This window comes from Streptomyces turgidiscabies Car8 (genome assembly GCF_000331005.1).
GTDB lineage: Bacteria > Actinomycetota > Actinomycetes > Streptomycetales > Streptomycetaceae > Streptomyces > Streptomyces turgidiscabies.
Map to the genome: position 1 here is coordinate 1 of NZ_AEJB01000275.1, position 20,692 is coordinate 20,692.

At 70.5% G+C, this 20,692-nt stretch carries 15 protein-coding genes, 4 tRNA genes, 1 other RNA gene and 3 pseudogenes; 12 read left to right on the forward strand and 11 right to left on the reverse strand.

Translation table 11 applies throughout. From position 1 onward, the window contains the following. Positions 1 to 27 precede the first annotated feature (27 nt). Positions 28 to 115, reverse strand: a tRNA-Ser gene (locus STRTUCAR8_RS18030). Between the two features lie 73 nt (positions 116 to 188). On the opposite strand from STRTUCAR8_RS18030, the gene ffs reads away from it, so the two are divergent. From ffs to STRTUCAR8_RS18055, 6 genes are all read left to right on the forward strand, one after another. Further along, an RNA gene (ffs, locus tag STRTUCAR8_RS48950) (signal recognition particle sRNA small type) lies at positions 189 to 285 on the forward strand. Positions 286 to 377: 92 nt separating this feature from the next. Next, positions 378 to 2,738: a DNA polymerase III subunit gamma and tau gene (locus STRTUCAR8_RS18035; RefSeq protein WP_006377270.1), complete on the forward strand. Its 2,361-nt coding sequence runs from the start codon at positions 378 to 380 to the stop codon at positions 2,736 to 2,738. 93 nt (positions 2,739 to 2,831) lie between these two features. Further along, positions 2,832 to 4,085: a phosphoribosylamine--glycine ligase gene (purD, locus tag STRTUCAR8_RS18040; protein WP_006377258.1), complete on the forward strand. Its 1,254-nt coding sequence runs from the start codon at positions 2,832 to 2,834 to the stop codon at positions 4,083 to 4,085. A gap of 370 nt (positions 4,086 to 4,455) precedes the next feature. After that, entirely contained in the window at positions 4,456 to 6,330 is a 1,875-nt protein-coding gene (locus tag STRTUCAR8_RS18045; RefSeq protein ID WP_044472408.1) for a M48 family metalloprotease, read from the forward strand. A 205-nt stretch (positions 6,331 to 6,535) separates the two neighbouring features. After that, positions 6,536 to 8,077, forward strand: coding sequence for a N,N-dimethylformamidase beta subunit family domain-containing protein (locus tag STRTUCAR8_RS18050; protein ID WP_006377263.1), 1,542 nt, complete (start codon positions 6,536 to 6,538; stop codon positions 8,075 to 8,077). 85 nt (positions 8,078 to 8,162) lie between these two features. Beyond that, positions 8,163 to 9,074, forward strand: a complete 912-nt coding sequence (locus STRTUCAR8_RS18055; protein WP_006377265.1) for a phosphoribosylaminoimidazolesuccinocarboxamide synthase — start codon at positions 8,163 to 8,165, stop codon at positions 9,072 to 9,074. A 64-nt stretch (positions 9,075 to 9,138) separates the two neighbouring features. Here the strand turns inward: STRTUCAR8_RS18055 and STRTUCAR8_RS18060 are convergent. The 8 genes and pseudogenes from STRTUCAR8_RS18060 to STRTUCAR8_RS18095 all read right to left on the reverse strand — a co-directional run bounded on the left by STRTUCAR8_RS18060 (position 9,139) and on the right by STRTUCAR8_RS18095 (position 14,388). Beyond that, a tRNA-Gly gene (locus tag STRTUCAR8_RS18060) sits at positions 9,139 to 9,211 on the reverse strand. Between the two features lie 43 nt (positions 9,212 to 9,254). Beyond that, the gene (locus tag STRTUCAR8_RS18065; protein WP_044472409.1) at positions 9,255 to 9,866 is read right to left on the reverse strand and encodes a response regulator transcription factor; all 612 of its coding nucleotides are present in this window, start codon (positions 9,864 to 9,866) and stop codon (positions 9,255 to 9,257) included. A gap of 635 nt (positions 9,867 to 10,501) precedes the next feature. Next, positions 10,502 to 11,740: pseudogene (locus STRTUCAR8_RS48955) on the reverse strand (sensor histidine kinase); the annotation flags it as partial. Between the two features lie 23 nt (positions 11,741 to 11,763). Then, complete coding sequence (locus STRTUCAR8_RS18075; protein ID WP_006377277.1) at positions 11,764 to 12,552, reverse strand: ABC transporter permease; 789 nt, start codon at positions 12,550 to 12,552, stop codon at positions 11,764 to 11,766. After that, the gene (locus tag STRTUCAR8_RS18080; protein WP_006377262.1) at positions 12,549 to 13,538 is read right to left on the reverse strand and encodes an ABC transporter ATP-binding protein; all 990 of its coding nucleotides are present in this window, start codon (positions 13,536 to 13,538) and stop codon (positions 12,549 to 12,551) included. Before STRTUCAR8_RS18080 ends, STRTUCAR8_RS18075 begins: the two co-directional genes overlap by 4 nt. Positions 13,539 to 13,678: 140 nt before the next feature. Then, a tRNA-Gly gene (locus tag STRTUCAR8_RS18085) sits at positions 13,679 to 13,754 on the reverse strand. Between the two features lie 80 nt (positions 13,755 to 13,834). Then, positions 13,835 to 13,906: transfer RNA gene (locus tag STRTUCAR8_RS18090), tRNA-Gly, on the reverse strand. A 164-nt stretch (positions 13,907 to 14,070) separates the two neighbouring features. After that, positions 14,071 to 14,388 carry a histone-like nucleoid-structuring protein Lsr2 gene (locus STRTUCAR8_RS18095; protein ID WP_006377278.1) on the reverse strand — a complete coding sequence of 106 codons (318 nt, stop codon included), beginning with the start codon at positions 14,386 to 14,388 and terminating at the stop codon, positions 14,071 to 14,073. A gap of 384 nt (positions 14,389 to 14,772) precedes the next feature. Between STRTUCAR8_RS18095 and purS the strand changes: the two genes are divergently transcribed. From purS to STRTUCAR8_RS18115, 4 genes are all read left to right on the forward strand, one after another. After that, complete coding sequence (gene purS / locus STRTUCAR8_RS18100; RefSeq protein ID WP_006377276.1) at positions 14,773 to 15,036, forward strand: phosphoribosylformylglycinamidine synthase subunit PurS; 264 nt, start codon at positions 14,773 to 14,775, stop codon at positions 15,034 to 15,036. Then, positions 15,033 to 15,713 (forward strand): phosphoribosylformylglycinamidine synthase subunit PurQ, encoded by a 681-nt coding sequence (gene purQ / locus STRTUCAR8_RS18105; RefSeq protein WP_006377253.1) that lies wholly within the window; start codon positions 15,033 to 15,035, stop codon positions 15,711 to 15,713. The genes purS and purQ overlap by 4 nt, the downstream gene beginning before the upstream one ends. Further along, positions 15,710 to 17,968: a phosphoribosylformylglycinamidine synthase subunit PurL gene (gene purL / locus STRTUCAR8_RS18110; protein ID WP_006377275.1), complete on the forward strand. Its 2,259-nt coding sequence runs from the start codon at positions 15,710 to 15,712 to the stop codon at positions 17,966 to 17,968. Before purQ ends, purL begins: the two co-directional genes overlap by 4 nt. 77 nt (positions 17,969 to 18,045) lie before the next feature. Further along, positions 18,046 to 18,306 carry a hypothetical protein gene (locus STRTUCAR8_RS18115; protein ID WP_006377259.1) on the forward strand — a complete coding sequence of 87 codons (261 nt, stop codon included), beginning with the start codon at positions 18,046 to 18,048 and terminating at the stop codon, positions 18,304 to 18,306. A gap of 40 nt (positions 18,307 to 18,346) precedes the next feature. Here STRTUCAR8_RS18115 and STRTUCAR8_RS53395 read toward each other — a convergent pair. Both STRTUCAR8_RS53395 and STRTUCAR8_RS54255 read right to left on the reverse strand, forming a co-directional pair. Then, positions 18,347 to 18,457 (reverse strand): annotated as a pseudogene (locus tag STRTUCAR8_RS53395) (Uma2 family endonuclease); the annotation flags it as partial. A 145-nt stretch (positions 18,458 to 18,602) separates the two neighbouring features. After that, positions 18,603 to 18,776 (reverse strand): annotated as a pseudogene (locus STRTUCAR8_RS54255) (prevent-host-death family protein); the annotation flags it as partial. A 54-nt stretch (positions 18,777 to 18,830) separates the two neighbouring features. On the opposite strand from STRTUCAR8_RS54255, the gene STRTUCAR8_RS18120 reads away from it, so the two are divergent. Further along, positions 18,831 to 19,643: a maleylpyruvate isomerase family mycothiol-dependent enzyme gene (locus STRTUCAR8_RS18120; RefSeq protein WP_044472410.1), complete on the forward strand. Its 813-nt coding sequence runs from the start codon at positions 18,831 to 18,833 to the stop codon at positions 19,641 to 19,643. A 178-nt stretch (positions 19,644 to 19,821) separates the two neighbouring features. Beyond that, positions 19,822 to 20,664: an META domain-containing protein gene (locus STRTUCAR8_RS18125; protein WP_006377255.1), complete on the forward strand. Its 843-nt coding sequence runs from the start codon at positions 19,822 to 19,824 to the stop codon at positions 20,662 to 20,664. The last annotated feature ends 28 nt before the right edge of the window (positions 20,665 to 20,692 follow it).

Here is a 20,692-nt window from a genome sequence, read left to right on the forward strand (position 1 = left end):
CCTTCGACATCGTGCCCGGTGAGGCACTGGCGGAGGATACGAGATTCGAACTCGTGAGGGGTTGCCCCCAACACGCTTTCCAAGCGTGCGCCCTAGGCCACTAGGCGAATCCTCCGACGCGAACATTACATGACCGTGGGTGGTGCTTGCGAACTCGTTCGGACCCCCTGCGATCAGGTACGCTGGGTCTCAGCCCCTCACGCGGCGCTATCTGACTGAACTCCCCCAGGGCCGGAAGGCAGCAAGGGTAGGTTGGCTCTGGCGGGTGCGTGGGGGGTCTTCTGTATGCCCGGGTTGCGACGGTGGCATACGGGGTGAGGCGGGCGGCCGGGGCCGAGCGGGGTCGACTGTCAGTGGGGCCCGATATCGTCGTATGCGTGTCGTCCCTTGCGTTGTACCGCCGCTATCGCCCGGAGTCGTTCGCCGAGGTCATCGGGCAGGAGCATGTAACCGACCCGCTGCAGCAGGCGCTGCGGAACAACCGGGTCAATCACGCGTACCTGTTCAGCGGGCCGCGCGGCTGTGGCAAGACGACCAGTGCGCGGATCCTGGCGCGCTGCCTGAACTGCGAGAAGGGGCCGACGCCGACTCCCTGCGGCGAGTGCCAGTCCTGCCAGGACCTGGCGCGCAACGGGCCGGGGTCGATCGACGTCATCGAGATCGACGCGGCGTCGCACGGTGGTGTGGACGACGCGCGTGACCTGCGCGAGAAGGCCTTCTTCGGGCCGGCGAGCAGTCGCTACAAGATCTACATCATCGACGAGGCCCACATGGTCACGCCGGCCGGCTTCAACGCCCTGCTCAAGGTCGTCGAAGAACCGCCGGAGCACCTCAAGTTCATCTTCGCGACCACGGAACCCGAGAAGGTCATCGGGACGATCCGCTCCCGGACCCACCACTACCCCTTCCGGCTGGTCCCGCCGGGCACGCTCCGCGAGTACCTCGCCGAGGTCTGCGGACACGAGAACATCCCGGTCGCCGACGGTGTGCTCCCGCTGGTCGTGCGGTCCGGCGCGGGTTCCGTACGAGACTCGATGTCCGTCATGGACCAGCTGCTGGCCGGCGCCGGTGCCGACGGTGTGACGTACGCCATGGCCACCTCCCTCCTCGGGTACACGGACGCCTCGCTGCTCGACTCCGTGGTCGAGGCGTTCGCCTCCGGGGACGGAGCGGCGGCCTTCGAGGTCGTGGACCGGATCATCGAGGGCGGCAACGACCCGCGCCGTTTCGTCGCCGACCTGCTCGAACGGCTGCGCGACCTGGTGATCCTCGCCGCCGTTCCGGACGCGGCGGAGAAGGGGCTCATCGACGCCCCTGTGGACGTGGTCGAACGTATGCAGGCCCAGGCAGGCGTCTTCGGTGCCGCCGAACTCAGCCGCGCCGCCGACCTCGTGAACGACGGACTCACGGAGATGCGCGGCGCGACCTCGCCCCGGCTCCAGCTGGAACTGATCTGCGCGCGCGTGCTGCTTCCCGCCGCGTACGGCGACGAGCGCTCGGTCATGGCCCGGCTCGACAAACTGGAACGCGGAGTCAACTTCTCCGGCGGCCCCGCGATGGGCATGGGCGGCGCCGGTATCCCCATGGGGTACGTGCCGGGAGCGGGTACTCATGGCGGCCCCGTCGGGTACGAGAGCGCGGCACCCGGCGGTCCCGTGGGCGCGCCGGTTCCGGCGGGCGGTGGAGTAGCGGCGGCCCGGGCCGCAGTGCGCGGCGACGCGCCGGGCATGCCTGACCTGCCCGGTACGGCGGACACAGCCGGCGTACCTGCCTCGCACCCGCAGCCTCAGGCGCAGGCCGCGCAGGCCGCACAGGCAACCCCCGCGGCCCAGCCCTCCGCGCCGACGCCACCCCCGGCTTCAGCAGCCCCCGCCCCCGCCGCCCCCGGCGCCTGGCCCACCGCGACGACCGCGGGCAGTGGACGGCGTCCTGGCGGCTGGCCCACGGCGACGCCCGCGGGCGGCGGACAGCCCCCGGCGGCCAACCCCGGCCCTGCGCCCGCCGCACCTGCTCCAGCAGCGGCCTACTCCCCGCCCCAGGCACAGGCACAGGCCCCGGCACAGGCCCCCGCAGCGCAGTCGGGTGCCCCCGTGCCCGGCGGCCTCGACCCCCGCATGCTCTGGCCGAACATCCTGGAGTCGGTGAAGAACCGCCGCCGGTTCACCTGGATCCTGCTGAGCCAGAACGCCCAGGTCACCGGCTTCGACGGCACCACCCTCCAGCTGGGCTTCATGAACGCGGGCGCGCGGGACAACTTCTCCAGCAGCGGCAGCGAGGACGTGCTGAAGCAGGCGCTGGCGGAACAGTTCAACGTCCAGTGGAGGATCGAGTCGATCGTCGACCCGACGGGCGGCGGCCCGGCCGCGCCCCCGGCGACCGGAGGGTACGGCGGCGGCGGTTCCTCCGGCGGTCCTTCCGGTGGTTACGGAGGCGGCGGCGGAGCCGGCGGTAGCGGTAGTGGATACGGCGGCGCGGCTACGACTCCTGCCCCCCACCAGCAGTCGGCGCCCCCGCCCCCCGCACAGGCCACCGCCCCACAGGCATCCGGTGCCCCCCGCCCCCAGGCCTCCTCCGCCCCGGTCCGGCAGCCCTCGGCCCCGGAACCCCCGCCCATCGCCCCCGAGGACGACACCCCCGAGGACGACGACCCCGACCTCGACGAGTCCGCCCTCTCCGGCCACGAACTGATCGTGCGTGAGCTGGGGGCGACAGTGATGGAGGAGTTCTCGAACGAGTAAGGGGCTTACGAGGGGGTCTGGGGGCGTGGCCTCCAGGGACGCCCCCGCACCAGCCCCGGCGAGCACTCCACCCCGACCACTAAGCTGGCCCCCGTGAAGGTCCTCCTCATCGGTAATGGCGCCCGCGAACACGCCCTGTGCCGCTCCCTGTCCCTCGACCCCGACGTCACCGCGCTGTACTGCGCCCCCGGCAACGCCGGCATCGCCGAGGTCGCCGAGCTGCATCAGGTCGACCCCCTCGACGGCAAGGCCGTAGCGGCGCTGGCCCTTGAGCTGGGCGCCGACCTGGTCGTCGTAGGGCCGGAGGCGCCGCTCGTCGCCGGGGTCGCCGACGCCGTGCGCGAGGCGGGTGTCCCGGTCTTCGGCCCCTCCGGGGAGGCCGCGCAGCTGGAGGGCTCCAAGGCCTTCGCGAAGGACGTGATGGCGGGAGCCGGCGTCCCCACGGCCCGCTCGTACGTCTGCACGAGGCCGGAGGAGGTCGACGAGGCCCTCGACGCCTTCGGTGCCCCGTACGTCGTGAAGGACGACGGACTCGCGGCCGGCAAGGGCGTGGTGGTCACCGCCGACCTCGCGGAGGCCGCCGCGCACGCGAACTCCTGCGACCGCGTTGTCATCGAGGAGTTCCTCGACGGCCCCGAGGTCTCCCTCTTCGCGATCACCGACGGTGTGACGGTCGTCCCGCTCCAGCCCGCCCAGGACTTCAAGCGCGCGCTGGACGACGACGAGGGCCCGAACACCGGCGGCATGGGCGCCTACTCGCCGCTCCCCTGGGCGGACCCCAAGCTGGTCGAGGAAGTCCTTCAGACGGTCCTGCAGCCGACGGTCGACGAACTGCGCCGCCGCGGCACCCCCTTCTCCGGCCTCCTCTACGCGGGCCTCGCGATCACCTCGCGCGGCGTCCGCGTGATCGAGTTCAACGCCCGTTTCGGCGACCCGGAGACCCAGGTGGTCCTGGCCCGCCTGAAGACCCCGCTGGCCGGGATCCTGCTCGCGGCGGCCAACGGCACCCTCGCCGACCTGGAGCCGCTGCGCTGGAGCGACGACGCGGCGGTCACCGTTGTCATCGCCTCCCACAACTACCCCGGCACCCCGCGCACCGGCGACCCGATCACCGGCCTCGCCGACGTGGCCGCCGAGGACGCCCCGCACGCGTACGTCCTGCACGCCGGGACGAAGCACGACGGCGACGCCGTGGTGAGCGCGGGCGGCCGGGTCCTCTCCGTGACGGCGACCGGCAGGAACCTGAGCCAGGCCCGCGACCGCGCGTACACCGCCCTCGGCCGCATCCGTCTGGACGGCTCCCAGCACCGCACGGACATCGCCGCGAAGGCGGCGGCAGGGGAGTAGAACGTCTTCCGTCCATGAACCGCTGATGAACCACCGATGAACCTCCTGGGCCCCGCAGCCGTCTAAGGACGCGGGGCCCAACTGTGTTCGCGGAGCCTCCGCAGGCCTCGGGAACCTCTCCCAACTGCTACTTCGTCGTCGCCGTGTGTCATCCACCTCTCCCCAAAGCCATTCCATCGAGTGACCGATCCCCCATCCGGCTGACGAGGACCGGGCCCCCAACTATGGTGCGGCGCAAGCGTTCCGGCACTTGGCCCACCGGCATTGCGATGTCAGTGGCGGGTGCCACAGTGGGGGAGTGACCAACGTCAGGGCGAGCTACGTCAGGGTGTGCGGAAAAGGTAGGGGGTGACATCCGGTCGTGACCGGTATGGGTGTGGAGGCGGGCGCGCAGGTCGCGCGTTCCCGGGCCCTCGCCGTGCTGCGCATCCGCAGCAGGGCCCTGGCCGTCGCCCTGCTGCCCGCGGCCGTCGCCGTCGTGCTGCTGGCCGGCGGCTCCACCGACCACCTCGTGGGCGGCGGCTGGGACCTCGCCCGCTGGATCACGAGCGTCGCCGCACTCGTCGTACTCCTCGCGGCGGCCGGAATCGCCCTGGTCGTCGCCCGCGCCCGCCCGGCCATGAGCCCCACGGTCCCGATCGCCGAGGAATCGGCCCTGGACCTCTACCACCTGGTGCGCGACCTCGCCGACCGCCTCGGCGTCCCCGCCCCCTCCGCGATAGCGCTCACCCCGGACTGCGACAGCTGGCTGGAGGACCGCACCCACCGCACCCACGCCCCGCCCCAGCCGGAGGCCCGGGACGAGATATCGGGCGTACGAGGCCTGCGCTCTCCCTTCCAGGGGCAGCGGCGGCGTACGACGGCATCGCCCGTCCTCGTCATCGGTTCGCCGTTCCTGTGGTGGATGCGCGTCGGCGAGCTGCGCGCGGTCCTCGCCCCGGTCGTCGCGGGTACGGGACCGTCGGCGCACCCGGACATCGCGGCGGCCCGGCGTTTCGTCCGGGGCCTGGACGCGGCGGTGGCCGTGGCTGCGGCGCCCCGGCGTGACCCGGTGTCCCGCGCGGCGCTCGCGGGCGTCGGCTGGGTGGTGAGGCTGCTGCTGCGCAGCTGCCGGGTGCACGCGTCCGAGATGGAGCGCGGGGTCGCGGCGGCCGCCGCCGAGCGCGCACAGGCTGTGGACTACGGACTGCGGATCGTCGCCCAGGAGCAGGTCGGCCTGGCGTACGCGGGCTGGGACCGGCTGCTGACCCGGGTCGCGCTGCCCGCCTGGCGGATGGGCCGCTGGCCGGCCCGGCTGGACGCCGGCGTCGTCGCGGCGCTCACGGAGCTGTCCCGTCGCGACCGGCTGGCCGAGGGCTTCACGTCCCGGCTGGGCGAACGACCGGCCTGCGACCTCCTCGAAGAGCCCGGCCTGGTCGACGAGGCGGCCTCCCTGCTCGCCGCCCGCCTCTTCCACGGGGGCCCGGCCGAGACCGGCCCGGACTGGGCGCCGGTGGCCTGGCACGAGTACCCGGACGAGGTGGTCGACCGTAAGTGGCGTGCCGACGCGGCACGCCTCCACCGGGTCCTGGACGCCCTGGACGCCCGAGGTGTCCACCGCACCCCGGCCCACGTTCCCCAGGACCCCGACGCCCCGACCCTGTCCCGCGTGATGAACCACCTGACGACACCCCAGCCCCCGGCAACGGAGACGGCGGAATCGCTGCCCGCTACGGCGGCGGAAGGGTACGAGAACGACTACAGGGACGAGCGCGACGACGACCGGGACGAGAACGAGTACAGCGACCGGGACGAGAACGACTACCGCGACGCGGACGACGAGCCGGTGGGAAGTGAGCGCGGCGAGGCTCTCGCCGCCCAGCTCAGCGCCGAGGTCGCCCGGGAGGAGGCGGCGGCGCCGGTAGGCGGACCGCAGGCCTCCGCGGGGCTGACCGGCCAGGGCCCGGACACGGCCCTCTGGGACGAGGGTTCGCTGCCGCTGTTCCCGCTGCAGCCCCCGCGCACGGGCCGCGAACTGCTCGCCGATCACGTCACCGCGATGGTCTGCTGCGCGGCGATGGACACGGCGGGTGCGACCCCCGGCCTCGACTGGCTCGACGGCCCCTCGCTCCTCCTGCACGGCGAACGGGCGGCCGACCTGGGCCCCAAGGTCCTGACCCTCATAGAGACGGGCGACCCGGCCCCCCTGGAGGCATGGCTCCGCACGACCGGAGTACGCCCGGAGAAGCCCGTACGCCTGGTGTGACGTGAGGGATTCCCGTACGCCGGTCCCCGAGGCCGTCCGTCGACGGAGTGAGAAACCGGTCGGACCCCTCCCTTCCGTTTCCAGTCAATTCGCGACGAACGGTGACGGAGTGCGTGCGTAATGTGATGTGCTGGGGACCGAACACGCTCATGGCAATCGCACGGGACATAAACAGCTGACGGGGGAACCAGGGAGGGGAGCAGTCATGGGGTCGCAGCCGATCCGCCGCTGGGAGTCAGGAGCCCTCGCGCACGCCGTCACGGACCCCTTCGGGCTGGGTCCGGTCCCCTGGCTCCGAGGCAGCGAGACCTATTTCGACGACACCGGCCACGTGGTCCCCTGGTACGTCGACCCCTTAGACCCGACGCCGACCGCCATCCCCACCGCACGGCCGGGCGACACCAGAATCCCTGGCCCCCGCTCCCCCCGTAGCTCCCGCAGCACGCCCCCCACCACCGGTGGCCCCCGCGCCGCCGACGACGTACGCCGTCAGATCAAGGGGTTCGCCTCCACCGGTCCTGTCTCCCCCGGCGAGGCCATCGACTTCCACATCACGGTCGACCCGCCGCAGGAGTTCGCCGTGGACATCTACCGCATCGGCCACTACGGCGGCGACGGCGCCGCGAAGATCACCACCAGCCCCCGGCTCTCCGGCATCGTGCAGCCGCCGCCCCTCACCGCAGACCGCACCGTCTCCTGCCACCACTGGTGGCTCTCCTGGCGCCTGCAGATCCCGTCGTACTGGAACATCGGGGCGTACGTCGCCGTCCTGACCACCGCCGACGGCTACCGCTCGCACATCCCGTTCACGGTCCGCGACAACCACCCGGCGGACCTGCTGCTCCTCCTGCCGGACATCACCTGGCAGGCGTACAACCTCTACCCGGAGGACGGCCGCACCGGCGCGAGCCTCTACCACGCCTGGGACGAGCGCGGCCGGCTCCTCGGCGAGTCCGACGCCGCGACGACCGTCTCCTTCGACCGGCCGTACGCAGGCGCCGGCCTGCCCCTCCACGTGGGCCACGCCTACGACTTCATCCGCTTCGCCGAGCGCTACGGCTACGACGTCGCGTACGCCGACGCCCGCGATCTGCACGCCGGCCGCGTCGACCCCACCCGCTACCGGGGCCTGGTCTTCCCGGGCCACGACGAGTACTGGTCCACGCCGATGCGCCGCACCACGGAACTCGCCCGCGAGAGCGGCACGTCCCTCGTCTTCCTCTCCGCCAACACCATGTACTGGCAGGTGGAGCTGGGCCCGTCCCCGTCCGGCGTCCCGGACCGGCTCCTCAGCTGCCGCAAGCGCCGCGGCCCCGGAAAACCGGCCCTGTGGCGTGAAGTCGACCGCCCCGAGCAGCAGTTGATCGGCATCCAGTACGCGGGCCGGGTCCCCGAGCCCACCCCCATGGTCGTCCGCAACGCCGACCACTGGATCTGGGAGGCGACCGGCGCCCACGACGGCGACGAGATCGACGGCATGGTGGCCGGCGAGGCCGACCGCTACTTCCCGCGCACCCAGCTCCCCGAGCACGACGACCGCATCCTCCTCGCCCACTCCCCGTACGCCGACAGCGAAGGCACCCTCCGCCACCAGGAGACCTCGCTCTACCGGGCCCCCTCGGGCGCCCTGGTCTTCGCGTCCGGAACGTTCGCGTGGTCCCCGTCCCTGGACCGCCCCGGGCACGTGGACGCCAGGGTCCAGCGGGCCACCGCGAACCTCCTGGACCGCATCTGCAAACGGGACTGAGCCCTCGTCTACCTGCCCCCGGCGAAATGGTGTGCTCCGCATACGGGAGAATCGAGCCACTTGGTCATCACCACGGGGAGGAACCGTGTCCGGATTCGTAGAAAAGCCCGAGCCCCTCCAGGTTCCGGGTCTGGTGCATCTGCACACCGGCAAGGTGCGCGACCTGTACCAGAACGAGGCGGGCGACCTCGTGATGGTCGCCAGCGACCGCATCTCCGCCTTCGACTGGGTGCTGCAGACGGAGATCCCCGACAAGGGCCGCGTCCTCACCCAGCTCTCGCTCTGGTGGTTCGACCAGCTCGCCGACCTGGCCCCCAACCACGTCCTGAGCACCGAACTCCCGCCGGGCGCCCCCGCCGACTGGGCGGGCCGCACCCTGATCTGCAAGTCCCTGCGCATGATGCCGGTGGAGTGCGTGGCCCGCGGCTACCTCACCGGCTCCGGCCTCACCGAGTACAACGACTCCCGTACGGTCTGCGGCCTGGCCCTCCCCGAGGGGCTCACCGACGGCTCCGAGCTGCCCGCCCCGATCTTCACCCCGGCCACGAAGGCGGCGGTCGGCGAGCACGACGAGAACGTGTCGTACGAGGAGGTCGCCCGACAGGTCGGCGCGGAGACCGCCGCCGAGCTCCGCCAGGCGACCCTCGCCGTGTACTCCCGCGCCCGGGACATCGCCCGCGACCGGGGCATCATCCTCGCGGACACGAAGTTCGAGTTCGGATACGAGAGCACGGCAGCCGGCGAGACACTGATCCTCGCCGACGAGGTCCTCACCCCGGACTCGTCCCGCTTCTGGCCGGCCGACCAGTGGGAGCCGGGCCACGCGCAGCCCTCGTTCGACAAGCAGTTCGTACGGGACTGGCTCACGTCCTCGGAGTCCGGCTGGGTCCGTGCCAGCGAGCAGCCCCCGCCGCCGCTTCCGCAGCACGTCACCGACGCGACCCGAGCGAAGTACATCGAGGCGTACGAGCGACTGACGGGCCTGAGCTGGACGTAGGCGCGTAGGCGCGTAGGCGCACGAAGAAGACCCCGGTCCACCGGACCGGGGCCTTCTTCTTCCGAGCGGACGACCAGGTTCGAACTGGCGACCTCAACCTTGGCAAGGTTGCGCTCTACCAACTGAGCTACGTCCGCATCGCGTCCCGCACGAGTGCTCCGTGCCGTGGCGCGACGCCAACTATACCCAACCCCGAAGCCGTGCGAGCCGCACTGCCGCATGCCGGTTCTCCGCCCCGAGTTTCGACACGGCCGACGACAGATAGTTCCGTACGGTGCCCTGCGACAGTGCGGCCCGTTCCGCGATCTCCGCGACCGGTGCGCCGTCGGCGGCGAGTTCGAGGACCTCGGCCTCGCGCGCGGTCAGCGGCGAGTCCCCGGCGGAGATCGCGTCGGCGGCCAACTCGGGGTCGACGTAACGGTTTCCGGCGTGCACGGTCCGGATGATCTCGGCGAGCCGCTGGGCGCTGACCGTCTTGGGGACGAACCCGCGCACACCGGCGGCAAGCGCCCGCTTGAGATGCCCGGGGCGGCCGTGACTGGTCACGATCAGCACGCGGCACTCCGGCAGTTCGGTGCGCAGCGATGTGGCGACCTTCACACCGTCCGCGCCCGGCATCTCAAGATCGAGGACCGCGACGTCGGGCCGGTGCGCCCGGGCCATGGCCAGCGCCTCGGGCCCGGTGGCGGCCTCGGCTACGACCACGAGATCGTCCTCCAGCCCGAGCAGCGCGGCCAGCGCACCCCGAATGAGGTGCTCGTCATCGGCAAGCAGCAGCCGCACCCCGCTCATGTGCCCACCTCCCCCACAACAAGCCCAGCCCCGACCCCGGCCCCCGAGCCTGCATCGCCGTCGGGTGCCGCCCCGGTGCCGATCCCTGATCCCGCCTCGCCGTCGGTTCCCGCCCCGGCCCCTGACTCCGCACCCGAACCCGAACCCGAACCCGAGTTTGGCTCCGTCCTCGACCCCGAGCCTGGCCCCGACCCGGTCCCTGATCCCGTCTCGTCAGCGGTTCCCGCCCCGGCCCCTGACTCCGAACCCGAACCTGGCTCCGTCCCCGTCCTTGACCCCGAGCTTGGCCCCGAACCCGACCCTGCACCGGTCCCCGACCCTGCCCTGGTTCCCGACCCCGACCCTGCCCGCGAGCTCGACCCTTCCCCCGACCCGGTCCCTGATCCCGCCCCGGCCCCTGACTCCGAACCCGAACCTGGCTCCGTCCCCGTCCCCGACCCCGAGCCTGGCCCCGAACCCGACCCTGCACCGGCCACCGACCCTGCCCTGGCCCCCGACCCGGAACCCGGCCCAGCCCCAGCCCCAGCCCCCGACCCTGTCCTGGTCCCCGACCCCACCCCGGTCTCCAACCCTGCCCTCCCCTCCGACCTCGAAGTCGCCTCGGCCCCCGCACCCGATCGCCGACCCGCACCTCCACCCGAACCCGCTGGCAACGGCACCGTCGCGACCACCCGGAACCGCTCCTCACCCGGGCCCACGACCCCCGCCTCCAGTCGCCCGTCGACAGCGGACAACCGCTCTCGCAGCCCGACGATCCCGGACCCCGTCCCCGACCCGGTGCTCCCACCTGAACCTCCGCCGCCCCCGACCCCGTCGTTCTCCACCGTCAGCACCACGCGCCCGTCCCTGACCCGGACCTCCACCCCGCACCACCCGGCATCCCCGTGCCGCAGCACGTTCGTCGTCGCCTCCCGTACCACCCACCCGAGCGCCGACTGCACCTCACCCGGCAGTCCGACCGCTTCCCCGCTCACCTCGCACGAGATCCCCGCCGCAGTCAACACGCTCTGCGCGCCCAGGAGTTCCGCACTGAGGTCGGCCTCGCGGTACCCCCGTACGACATCCCGTACCTCCCGCTGCGACTCGCGCGCGATCCGCTGCACCTCGATCATCTGGTCCACGGCCTCGGGCCGCTCGCGCCGGGCGAGCTGCACCGCCAGCTCGCTCTTGAGGGCGATCACCGCCAGGTTCCGTCCCATCACGTCGTGCAGATCGCGCCCGAACCGCAGCCGTTCCTCGGCGACGGCGAGCCGGGTCCGGGTCTCGCGGGCCTCGTCGAGTTCGTAGACGGCGGTGAGCAGCCAGACGGAAAAGGCGAAGGTGAGCGAGATGAACCCGGCGCCGAGCAGTACCGCCAGCCCTGTGCCCAGGGCGGCGGGCACCGGAAGTCCCAGCGGAAGGGCCACGGCGACCGAGCCCACGGCCAGCCCGGCCACCAACGACAGCATCCGCAGTCTGCTGCGCAGGCCGAGGGTGAGGGTTCCGATCCCGAAGGAGACCACCCCGGCGAACAGGCTGCCGGCGACGGTCTCCGTGTCGTCGCCGCCCGGCCCGTGGGTGGCCAGGACGAGAGCCGTGATCCCGATCGCCGTGGTGACCACGCCGAGCGTGGCCGACAGCCGCAGAGGCTGCTCCCGCGTCCTGCGTATCCAGTCCAGTGCCCGTGACGCGGTGACCGCGCAGAGCACGGCGTGCACGCACACCAGCACGAACAGCCAGGGCGCGAACCCCGCCTCCACCTGCCCCAGGACGGGCAGTCCGATCGCCGTGATCTCGACGAAGGGGAACAGATGGAACGACCAGCGCGTGTACGTCTCGACCTTCGCCGGTGTGCTCTTGCGCCCCCACCAGTTCAGCGGCCTCGGCCTCTCCATGTCCCCCTGCTCCCCGCTGTCCACTACCGTCGCGGTTCCCAGCGGAACCACCGGCGTACAGCAAACACCGACAGGACGGTCCAGGCCAGGCCGGTCAGCAGGGCGCCCACGACGTCGTGCGCCGACAGGTCGCCGGTCCAGGCGCCGCGTACGAGCGTGATCGCCGGCGTCAGCGGGAGCAGCTCGCAGAACGAGGCGAGCCGGTCGGGCAGGAACTCCAGCGGGACGGTGATCCCGGAGCCGATGAACGAAAGGAGCATCAGCGGCAGCGAGGTGACCTGTGCGCTCTCGGTAGTCCGGCTGAAGCTCGCGGTGAGAGCGGCCAGCGCCGCAGCCGTCACCAGGCCCAACAGCAGCCCGATGACCGCGAGTTGGGGCGCAGGCGGGGCGTCCAGATCCAGCACGACGGTACAGCCGACGGCGAGCAGCAGGCACTGTACAAGACCGGTCGCGACCGCCGGGAGCGCCGACCCGGTGAGTATCTCGGCGTCGCGCAGCTCACCGGTGCGCAGCCGCTTGAGGACGAGTTCCTCGCGGCGGGCGACGAAGACGCCCACGAGGGCCGCGTACACGGCGAAGAGCAGTGAGAAGCCGACAGAGGCGGGCAGAACGAGCGTCCCGACGTCGAGCCCGACCTCCTTCAGGTCCGTGTCGCTCATGGCGGACCGCACGCTGAACGGCAGCACCAGCGGCACGAACAGGGCAGCGACCAGCGTCCCCTTGTTACGCAGGAACAACGTCCCCTCGGCGCGAGCCAGGGCCCGCATCCGCCCGGCGGGAGTCGTACGACCGATACCGGCAACCGCACTCATGCGACACGCTCCTCAGCGACAGCGGAACTCTCCGCGCTCTCTCCGCTCTCCACGCCTGCCGACGCCTCCCGGGCGATCCGCAGAAACGCCTCCTCCAGCGAGGCCGACCGCACGTCCAGCCCCCGCAGAGTGACCCCGGCCTGCTCCGCCCACACCAGCAACCGCGTTGCCGCGCGCTGCAGTTCATGGGTACGCAGCCGTACGACGCGCCCCTCCTCCTCGTATCCGCTCACGCCGAGCGAGCCGAGCGGCGGCAGATCACCCACGAAGTAGCCCGAGGGAAGTTCGAAGGAGATCCGGGACGGCTGCGAGGCGGTCACCTCGGCAGGCGTACCGGCGACGGCGATGCGCCCCTCGTGGAGGATGGCGAGCCGGTCGGCGAGGTCCTCCGCCTCCTCCAGGTAGTGCGTGGTGAGCAGCACGGTCGTCCCGCCGGCGCGCAGTTCCCGTACCAACTCCCAGGTGGCGCGGCGCCCTTCGGCGTCGAGGCCGGTCGTCGGTTCGTCGAGGAACAGCACCTCGGGGTTGCCGAGAAGCGCGAGCGCGAGGTCGAGGCGCCGCCGTTCACCGCCGGACAGCTGCTTCACGCGTACGTCGGTCCGCCGCTCCAGCCCGACGAGCGCGAGGGCCTCCGCCTCGGGCCGCGCCCCGCTCGTGCACCCGGCCCACATCCGCGCGGTCTCGCCGACGGTCAGCTCGGACGGGAAGCCGCCCTCCTGGAGCATCACCCCCGTACGCGGCCGTACGGCGGCCCGCTCGGTGTACGGATCATGGCCCAGCACCCGTACGCGTCCCCCGGCCGGCGCCGCCAGCCCCTCCAGCAGTTCGACGGTCGACGTCTTGCCGGCGCCGTTCGTGCCGAGCAGGGCGAAGATCTCCCCGCGCCCCACGGAGAACGACACCCCGCGCACCGCCTCGAACCCGCCCCCGTACACACGCCGCAGGTCAGTGACCTCAATCACGTGTCCGTGTTCGTTGGTTTCCATGCCTTCAGCTTCTCGGCCGGAAGGAGGGGAAGGCAGTGCGCGGTGTCATCACCGCACATGACAAATGTCAGAAGCCCGTGATGTGGATGATGTGGGTGAACACGAAAAAGACCCCGGTCGCGAGGACCGGGGTCTTGATCTGGAGCGGACGACCAGGTTCGAACTGGCGACCTCAACCTTGGCAAGGTTGCGCTCTACCAACTGAGCTACGTCCGCATTGCCTCCAGTCGGCTTTCACCGACTGGCGCGGGCACCAGCCTACCTGATCCACAAGAGTGGTCAGACCGGCGGTGCAGAGCGGGTGACAGGAATTGCACACTGCGCCTTCCCCCTGGAAGGGGGATGTTCTACTACTGAACTACACCCGCAAGCCTCCGTGGGTCCGGCCTTTCGGCCTTGCCCCTCGGCGTGTTCCAGACTCTAGCTGATCAGCGGGGGGTCAACGCAAGTCGGTTGTGCCGAGGGGCTCCTGAGGCACGACAGGGGCCCGGGCAGGGCCTGGCGGAGGTCCGGCCGGCGTACTGCCGGGGTACTACTGGGCGGCGGTGAAGGCCTCGTACACCTTCTTGGGGATGCGCCCACGGGTCGGTACGTCGAACTTGTTGGCGAGGGCCCAGGCGCGGACCGCCGACGGGTCGGGGGCGACCTCCGTCTGCTTGTACGCCTTGCCGGAGCGCGACCGCTTGCGGCCGGCCTCCATGTAGGGCTCCAGGGCCTTACGCAGTTTCTTGGCATTGGTTTGATTCAGGTCGATCTCGTACGACTTGCCGTCAAGTCCGAAGGCGATCGTTTCCGCCGCTTCCGAGCCGTCGATGTCGTCGGAGAGTGTGACCACGACGCGCTGAGCCACGAATATCGGTCCCTTCGTGCGACACCTCTGCCGCGACGTGCGAAGACGTCGGGAGGTGTCGGGAGATCTCGGTTGTCCGACAGTTATTGGGCAAAGTATCGGCTAATGCCTTTTCCTTTGTACAGTGCCCGGCATTGCAATGGGAAGCCCGACTAAATCTGTCCGCGTGTCTCCCCGCAATAGACATCCTGGATGCGAACCAGGATCTTTCCCAGAATTTTTCGTGATGGCACCGCTCCGATACCGGATCGTGATGCCGCCGGTCCCGCGCTTCCGTAGATTCCTACGAATCTACCCGCGTAGAAATTTTGTACGGGTAGTCTGAAGTCACCTGTAGGAACCTTGCCAGGGACCTTGCTCAGCACCACAACACCGGGAGTGCCAGTGGCACGCGTCGTAGTCGACGTCATGCTCAAGCCGGAGATCCTCGACCCCCAGGGCCAGGCGGTGCAGCGTGCACTGCCGCGTCTCGGTTTCGAGGGCGTCTCCGACGTACGTCAGGGAAAGCGATTCGAACTGGAAGTTGACGGACCGGTGGACGACGCCGCGCTCGCCCGCATCCATGATCTTGCGGAATCCTTCCTCGCCAACACCGTGATCGAGGACTTCACCGTGAAGGTGGAGGAGATGGTGGGGGAAGAGAAGTGACTGCTCGTATTGGAGTCGTCACCTTTCCGGGTTCCCTGGACGACCGGGACACCCAGCGCGCGATCCGCCTCGCGGGTGCCGAGCCGGTAGCTCTCTGGCACAAGGACAAGGACCTCAAGCAGGTCGACGCGGTGGTTCTGCCGGGCGGATTCTCGTACGGCGACTATCTGCGCGCCGGTGCCATCTCGCGTTTCTCGCCGGTGATGGAGTCGGTCATCGAGCAGGCGAAGTCGGGCATGCCGGTTCTCGGCATCTGCAACGGCTTCCAGATCCTCACCGAGGCGCACCTCCTCCCGGGCGCGATGCTCGGCAACAACCACCTGCACTTCATCTGCCGCGACCAGAAACTGCGGGTGGAGAACGCGGACACCGCCTGGACCGTCGACTACGACGCCGGCCAGGAGATCCACATCCCCCTGAAGAACATGGACGGCCGGTACGTCGCCGACGAGCACACGCTCGACGAGCTGGAGGCGGAGGGCCGGGTCGTGTTCCGGTACCGCGACTTCAACCCGAACGGCTCCCTCCGGGACATCGCCGGCATCACGAACGCCGCCGGGAACGTCGTGGGCCTCATGCCGCACCCGGAGCACGCGGTCGAGCCGCTGATCGGCAGCGGCCGTACGGACGGTCTCCCGTTCTTCACCTCGATCCTCAAGAAGCTGGTCAACGTATGAGCCGGACGCCTCTGGACACGGTCGAGCACGCGGCCGAGACCCCCGACGTCGAGCTGCCCTGGGCCGAACTCGGCATGAAGAAGGACGAGTACGAGCGGGTCGTCGAGATCCTCGGCCGCCGCCCGACCGGCGCCGAGCTGGCCATGTACTCGGTCATGTGGTCCGAGCACTGCAGCTACAAGTCGTCGAAGGTGCACCTGCGCCAGTTCGGCGAGAAGGCCCCGCAGTCCGACGCCCTGCTCGTCGGCATCGGCGAGAACGCGGGCGTCGTCGACGTCGGCCAGGGCTACGCGGTCACCTTCAAGGTCGAGTCGCACAACCACCCGTCCTACGTCGAGCCCTACCAGGGCGCGGCCACGGGCGTCGGCGGCATCGTCCGCGACATCATCGCCATGGGCGCGCGCCCGGTGGCGGTCGTGGACCCCCTCCGTTTCGGTGCGGCGGACCACCCCGACACCAAGCGCGTCCTCCCGGGCGTCGTCGCGGGCATCGGCGGCTACGGCAACTGCCTCGGGCTCCCCAACATCGGCGGCGAGGTCGTCTTCGACGCCTGCTACCAGGGGAACCCGCTGGTCAACGCCGGTGCGATCGGTGTGATGCGGCACGAGGACATCCACCTGGCGAAGGCGTCGGGCACGGGCAACAAGGTCATCCTGTACGGGGCCCGCACGGGCGGCGACGGCATCGGCGGCGCGTCGATCCTGGCGTCGGAGACCTTCGACGACGCCAAGCCCTCCAAGCGCCCCGCCGTCCAGGTCGGTGACCCCTTCCAGGAGAAGCTGCTCATCGAGTGCACCCTGGAGGCCTTCGCCGAGAAGCTGGTGGTCGGCATCCAGGACCTGGGCGCGGCAGGCCTCTCCTGCGCCACGTCCGAGCTGGCGTCCAACGGCTCGGGCGGCATGCGCGTAACCCTGGACGACGTCCCCCTCCGCGACTCGACGCTCTCTCCCGAGGAAATCCTCATGAGCGAGTCGCAGGAACGCATGTGCGCGGTGGTCGAGCCGGAGAAAGTCGACCGCTTCCTGGCCATCTGCGACAAGTGGGACGTCATCGCCACGGTGATCGGTGAGGTCACCGACGGCGACCGTCTGGAGATCTACTGGCACCGCGGCAAGATCGTCGACGTCGACCCTCGTACGGTCGCGCACGACGGCCCGGTCTACGAGCGCCCGTACGCCCGCCCGGACTGGCAGGACGCCCTCCAGGCGGACGACGCCAACAAGCTTGCGAGGCCGGTGACTTCAGAAGACCTGAAGGCGCAGGTGATGCAGCTGGTGGCCTCCCCCAACCAGGCTTCCAAGTCCTGGATCACCTCCCAGTACGACCACTTCGTGCAGGGCAACACGGTGTTGGCCCAGCCCGAGGACTCCGGGATGATCCGCATCGACGAGACGACCGGACTCGGTGTCGCCATCGCGACGGACGGCAACGGCCGCTTCGCCAAGCTCGACCCGTACGCGGGCGCGCAGTTGGCGCTGTCGGAGGCCTACCGGAACGTGGCGACGACGGGCGCGAAGCCCTTGGCCGTCTCCGACTGCCTGAACTTCGGCTCGCCCGAAGACCCGGCGGTGATGTGGCAGTTCGCGGAGGCGGTACGTGGACTCGCGGACGCCTGCCAGCAGTTGGGCACCCCGGTGACGGGCGGCAACGTCTCGCTCTACAACCAGACCGGCGACGTGGCCATTCACCCCACACCAGTTGTGGCAGTCCTGGGCGTCATCGACGACGTGGCACGACGGACGCCGGTCGCGTTCCAGGAGGAGGGGCAGCTGCTGTACCTCCTCGGGGACACGCGCGAGGAGTTCAGCGGTTCGGCGTGGTCGCAGGTCGTGCACGACCACCTGGGTGGCCTGCCGCCCAAGGTCGACCTGGAGCGTGAACGCCTCCTGGCCGAGATCCTGATCTCCGCCTCCCGCGACGGCATGATCGACTCCGCGCACGACCTGTCGGACGGCGGCCTGATCCAGGCGGTCGTCGAGTCGGCGCTGCAGGGCGGGAAGGGCGCGCGTCTGGTCGTACCCGACGGGCTCGACGCCTTCACCCTCCTCTTCTCGGAGTCGGCGGGCCGAGCGGTCGTCGCCGTCCCGCGCTCGGAGGAGCTGCGCTTCAACGACATGTGCGGCGCCCGGGGCCTGCCGGTGACACGAATCGGCGTCGTGGACGGCGACTCCATCGACCTCCAGGGCGAGTTCACCCTGACACTGGCGGAGTTGCGCGAAGCGCACGAGGGGACGATCCCGGCGCTGCTGGCGTAGTCGCCTTCGGGTGTACGAGGTTGAGGTCCCGTCCGGGTTCGGGCGGGACCTTGCCGTTTGCTGGCCAGGGGGAGCGTATGGGTTACGGGAGTTTCGGGTTCCTCCCGCTGGCCTTGGTGCTGTCGGCGCTCGCCATCGCCTGGGTCGTCGTCGGGGTGCACGCCCTGCTCCTCGGCCGAATGCCGGGCGAGTGGCTCCCGCGGCGAGTGAGGCAGCCCAGGATCTGGGGAGCGGGTGCCCTGCTGATGGTGGTCAGCGGGCAGGCGGGGTCGCCGTCATTTCTTGCTGTGGGCGTCGGCCTGGTCGCGCTGGGGCACGTCGTGAACTCCCGCCGATGAATGGACAGTTGGCCAGACTCAAGCCGTGCACGCGTACGGCTCAACACACGTAGTTCTTGAGGATCTCCGTGTCGAGCTCGATGCCGATCGGGTCGGGGAGGAGCACCTTCTCGCCGAACTTCGCCGTCCGGATGTCGCGGTAGCCGCCGACCCACCCCCCTTCAGCTTTCACAGCGTTCGTGTCCCACGTCCGTCAGTAGGAGCGCCGCACGTAGTCAGCAAGAAGAAGGTAGGCCCGGGTGTCCTCGAGACTGCCCTGACCATCAGCAACCCCCGCTGCCCATTACCCCCACGGGTCAGCCCTGGTCGCGGATCAGGGCAGCCATCCCTTCGAGTGAGACCGAGCCTTCCGAGCCCTCGGACTCCGCTTCGTCAGCCAGCCGGGTGAGCCACGCCTCTTCGGCGTTCTCGGCGATCTGACGCAGCCGCAGCCGCTGTTGCTCCTGGATGTCGATGACGACCGCTTTCTGAACGACAAGAACCTGAATTCCCGGAGCCCGCCCCCACCAACTACCCTCCCCGCCATGCCCCCGGCCCCCAGAAAGCCAAAATTCCGCACCTACGACCCCGTCAAAACCCGCACCGCGATCCTCACCCAGTACGCCAACATCCGCACCGCCGTCTCCACCCTCACCCCCGACCGACTCGCCCTCCCCACCCGCCTCGGCGACTGGACGGTCCACGACCTGGTCGCGCACGTCACCATGGCCGTGGAGACCGTCAGCCGCAATCTCGACCGGGACGAGCCGCCGAAAGCCGAACTCGGCCTGCTCGACTGGCCGTTCGCCACCGCCGCCCGGGCCGCCGACATCGCCGACGGCACCCGTGAACTGGCCGCCGCTCACCCCGGCCCCGATGCCCTGAACGCCCTCTACGCCCTCACCGAAGAGCGCCTCACCCAACGCCTGGCCGCGGCCCCCGGCGATCGTCGGCTAGCCACCCGCACCGGCGCCATGACCCTCGCCGACTACCTGGTCACCCGTACCGTCGAACTGGTCGTCCACACCGACGACCTGAACGCGGCCGTCCCGGGCCTCGACATCCCGTACGACCGTCAGGCGCTCGGCACCTGCACCCGCCTCCTCGCCGACGCCCTCGCCTCCAAGGCCCCCGGCGGCTCGACGGAGGTCCGCATCCCGCCGTACGCCGTGGTGCAGTGCGTCGAAGGCCCGAGGCACACCCGTGGCACCCCGCCCAACGTCGTCGAGACCGACCCGCTCACCTGGATCCGCCTGGCCACCGGCCGGGTCCAGTGGACCGACGCCCTCGACAACGCCCAGGTCAGCGCGAGCGGCGAACGCGCCGACCTCGGAGGGCTCCTGCCCCTCATGGCCTGACGCCGGCTCTAGTGCGGGAATGCCCATGGCCCGACGCCGACCCTCGTACGGGAAAGCCCATGGCCTGCCGCCCGCCCCCGTACGAAGAATCCGCAGCCTCCTCCGAAATGTGGCCGGACGGGAACCGCCCACCCGCCCCTTCCGTCCCACCGACATGAAAACGCAGCGACTGACCGGCGTGAGCCTCAGCATCCTGACCCTGGCTGTCCTCCCCCTCGCCGCGGCCTGCGGCAACGAGAAGGACGGCGGCGGCAGTCGGACCGTCGGGACGGGCACGGGGTCGGGGACATCCGAGGTCACCGGCGTCCACTGGAGCATCGACGATCTGACCGTGGACGGGAAGAAGAGCACCGCTCCCGCGGGCGCCTTCCTGCAGATCGACAAGGACGGCGAGGTCAGCGGCAACTACGGCTGCAACAGCTTCGGCGCCACCGCCACGATCGAGGGTGACGCCATCGACCTCGGCACGGCCCGCTCGACTGATATGGCCTGTCTAGGTGATCGGATGACTTTCGAGAACAGTCTCTCCAAGGCACTCACCGGCGGCACCCTCACCGCCAAAGCCGACGCAGACGCCAAAGCCGACACCAAGACCAAGCAGCTCACCCTCACCACCAAAACAGGCGCCACCATCCACCTCTCCGAGGAGAAGCCCGCCGCCCTCTACGGCACCAAGTGGAAGATCACGGCACTCGGTGCCACCGACTCCGCCACCGACAGTGACTCCGCCACCCCTCTCCCCTCCGGCGCCGACGCCTACCTCGTCTTCGACCAGAAGAAGGGGACCGTCAGCGGCAAGGCTGGTTGCAACAACGTTTCTGCTGAGGCGACCGTCAGCGACGGCGCTATCACTTTCGGCAGCCCGGCGACCACCCGAAGGATGTGCGACGCCTCACTCATGAAGGCCGAGAGGACCTTCCTGAAACTCTTCGACGGCAGGACGGCGTACAAGATCGATCAGCGCTCCCTCTCTCTGACCAGCGCAAACGGAACCACTGCCAGCGCGGCTGTCGCCGATTGAGCTCCTACCGCAGTCCACGGCCCTCCGG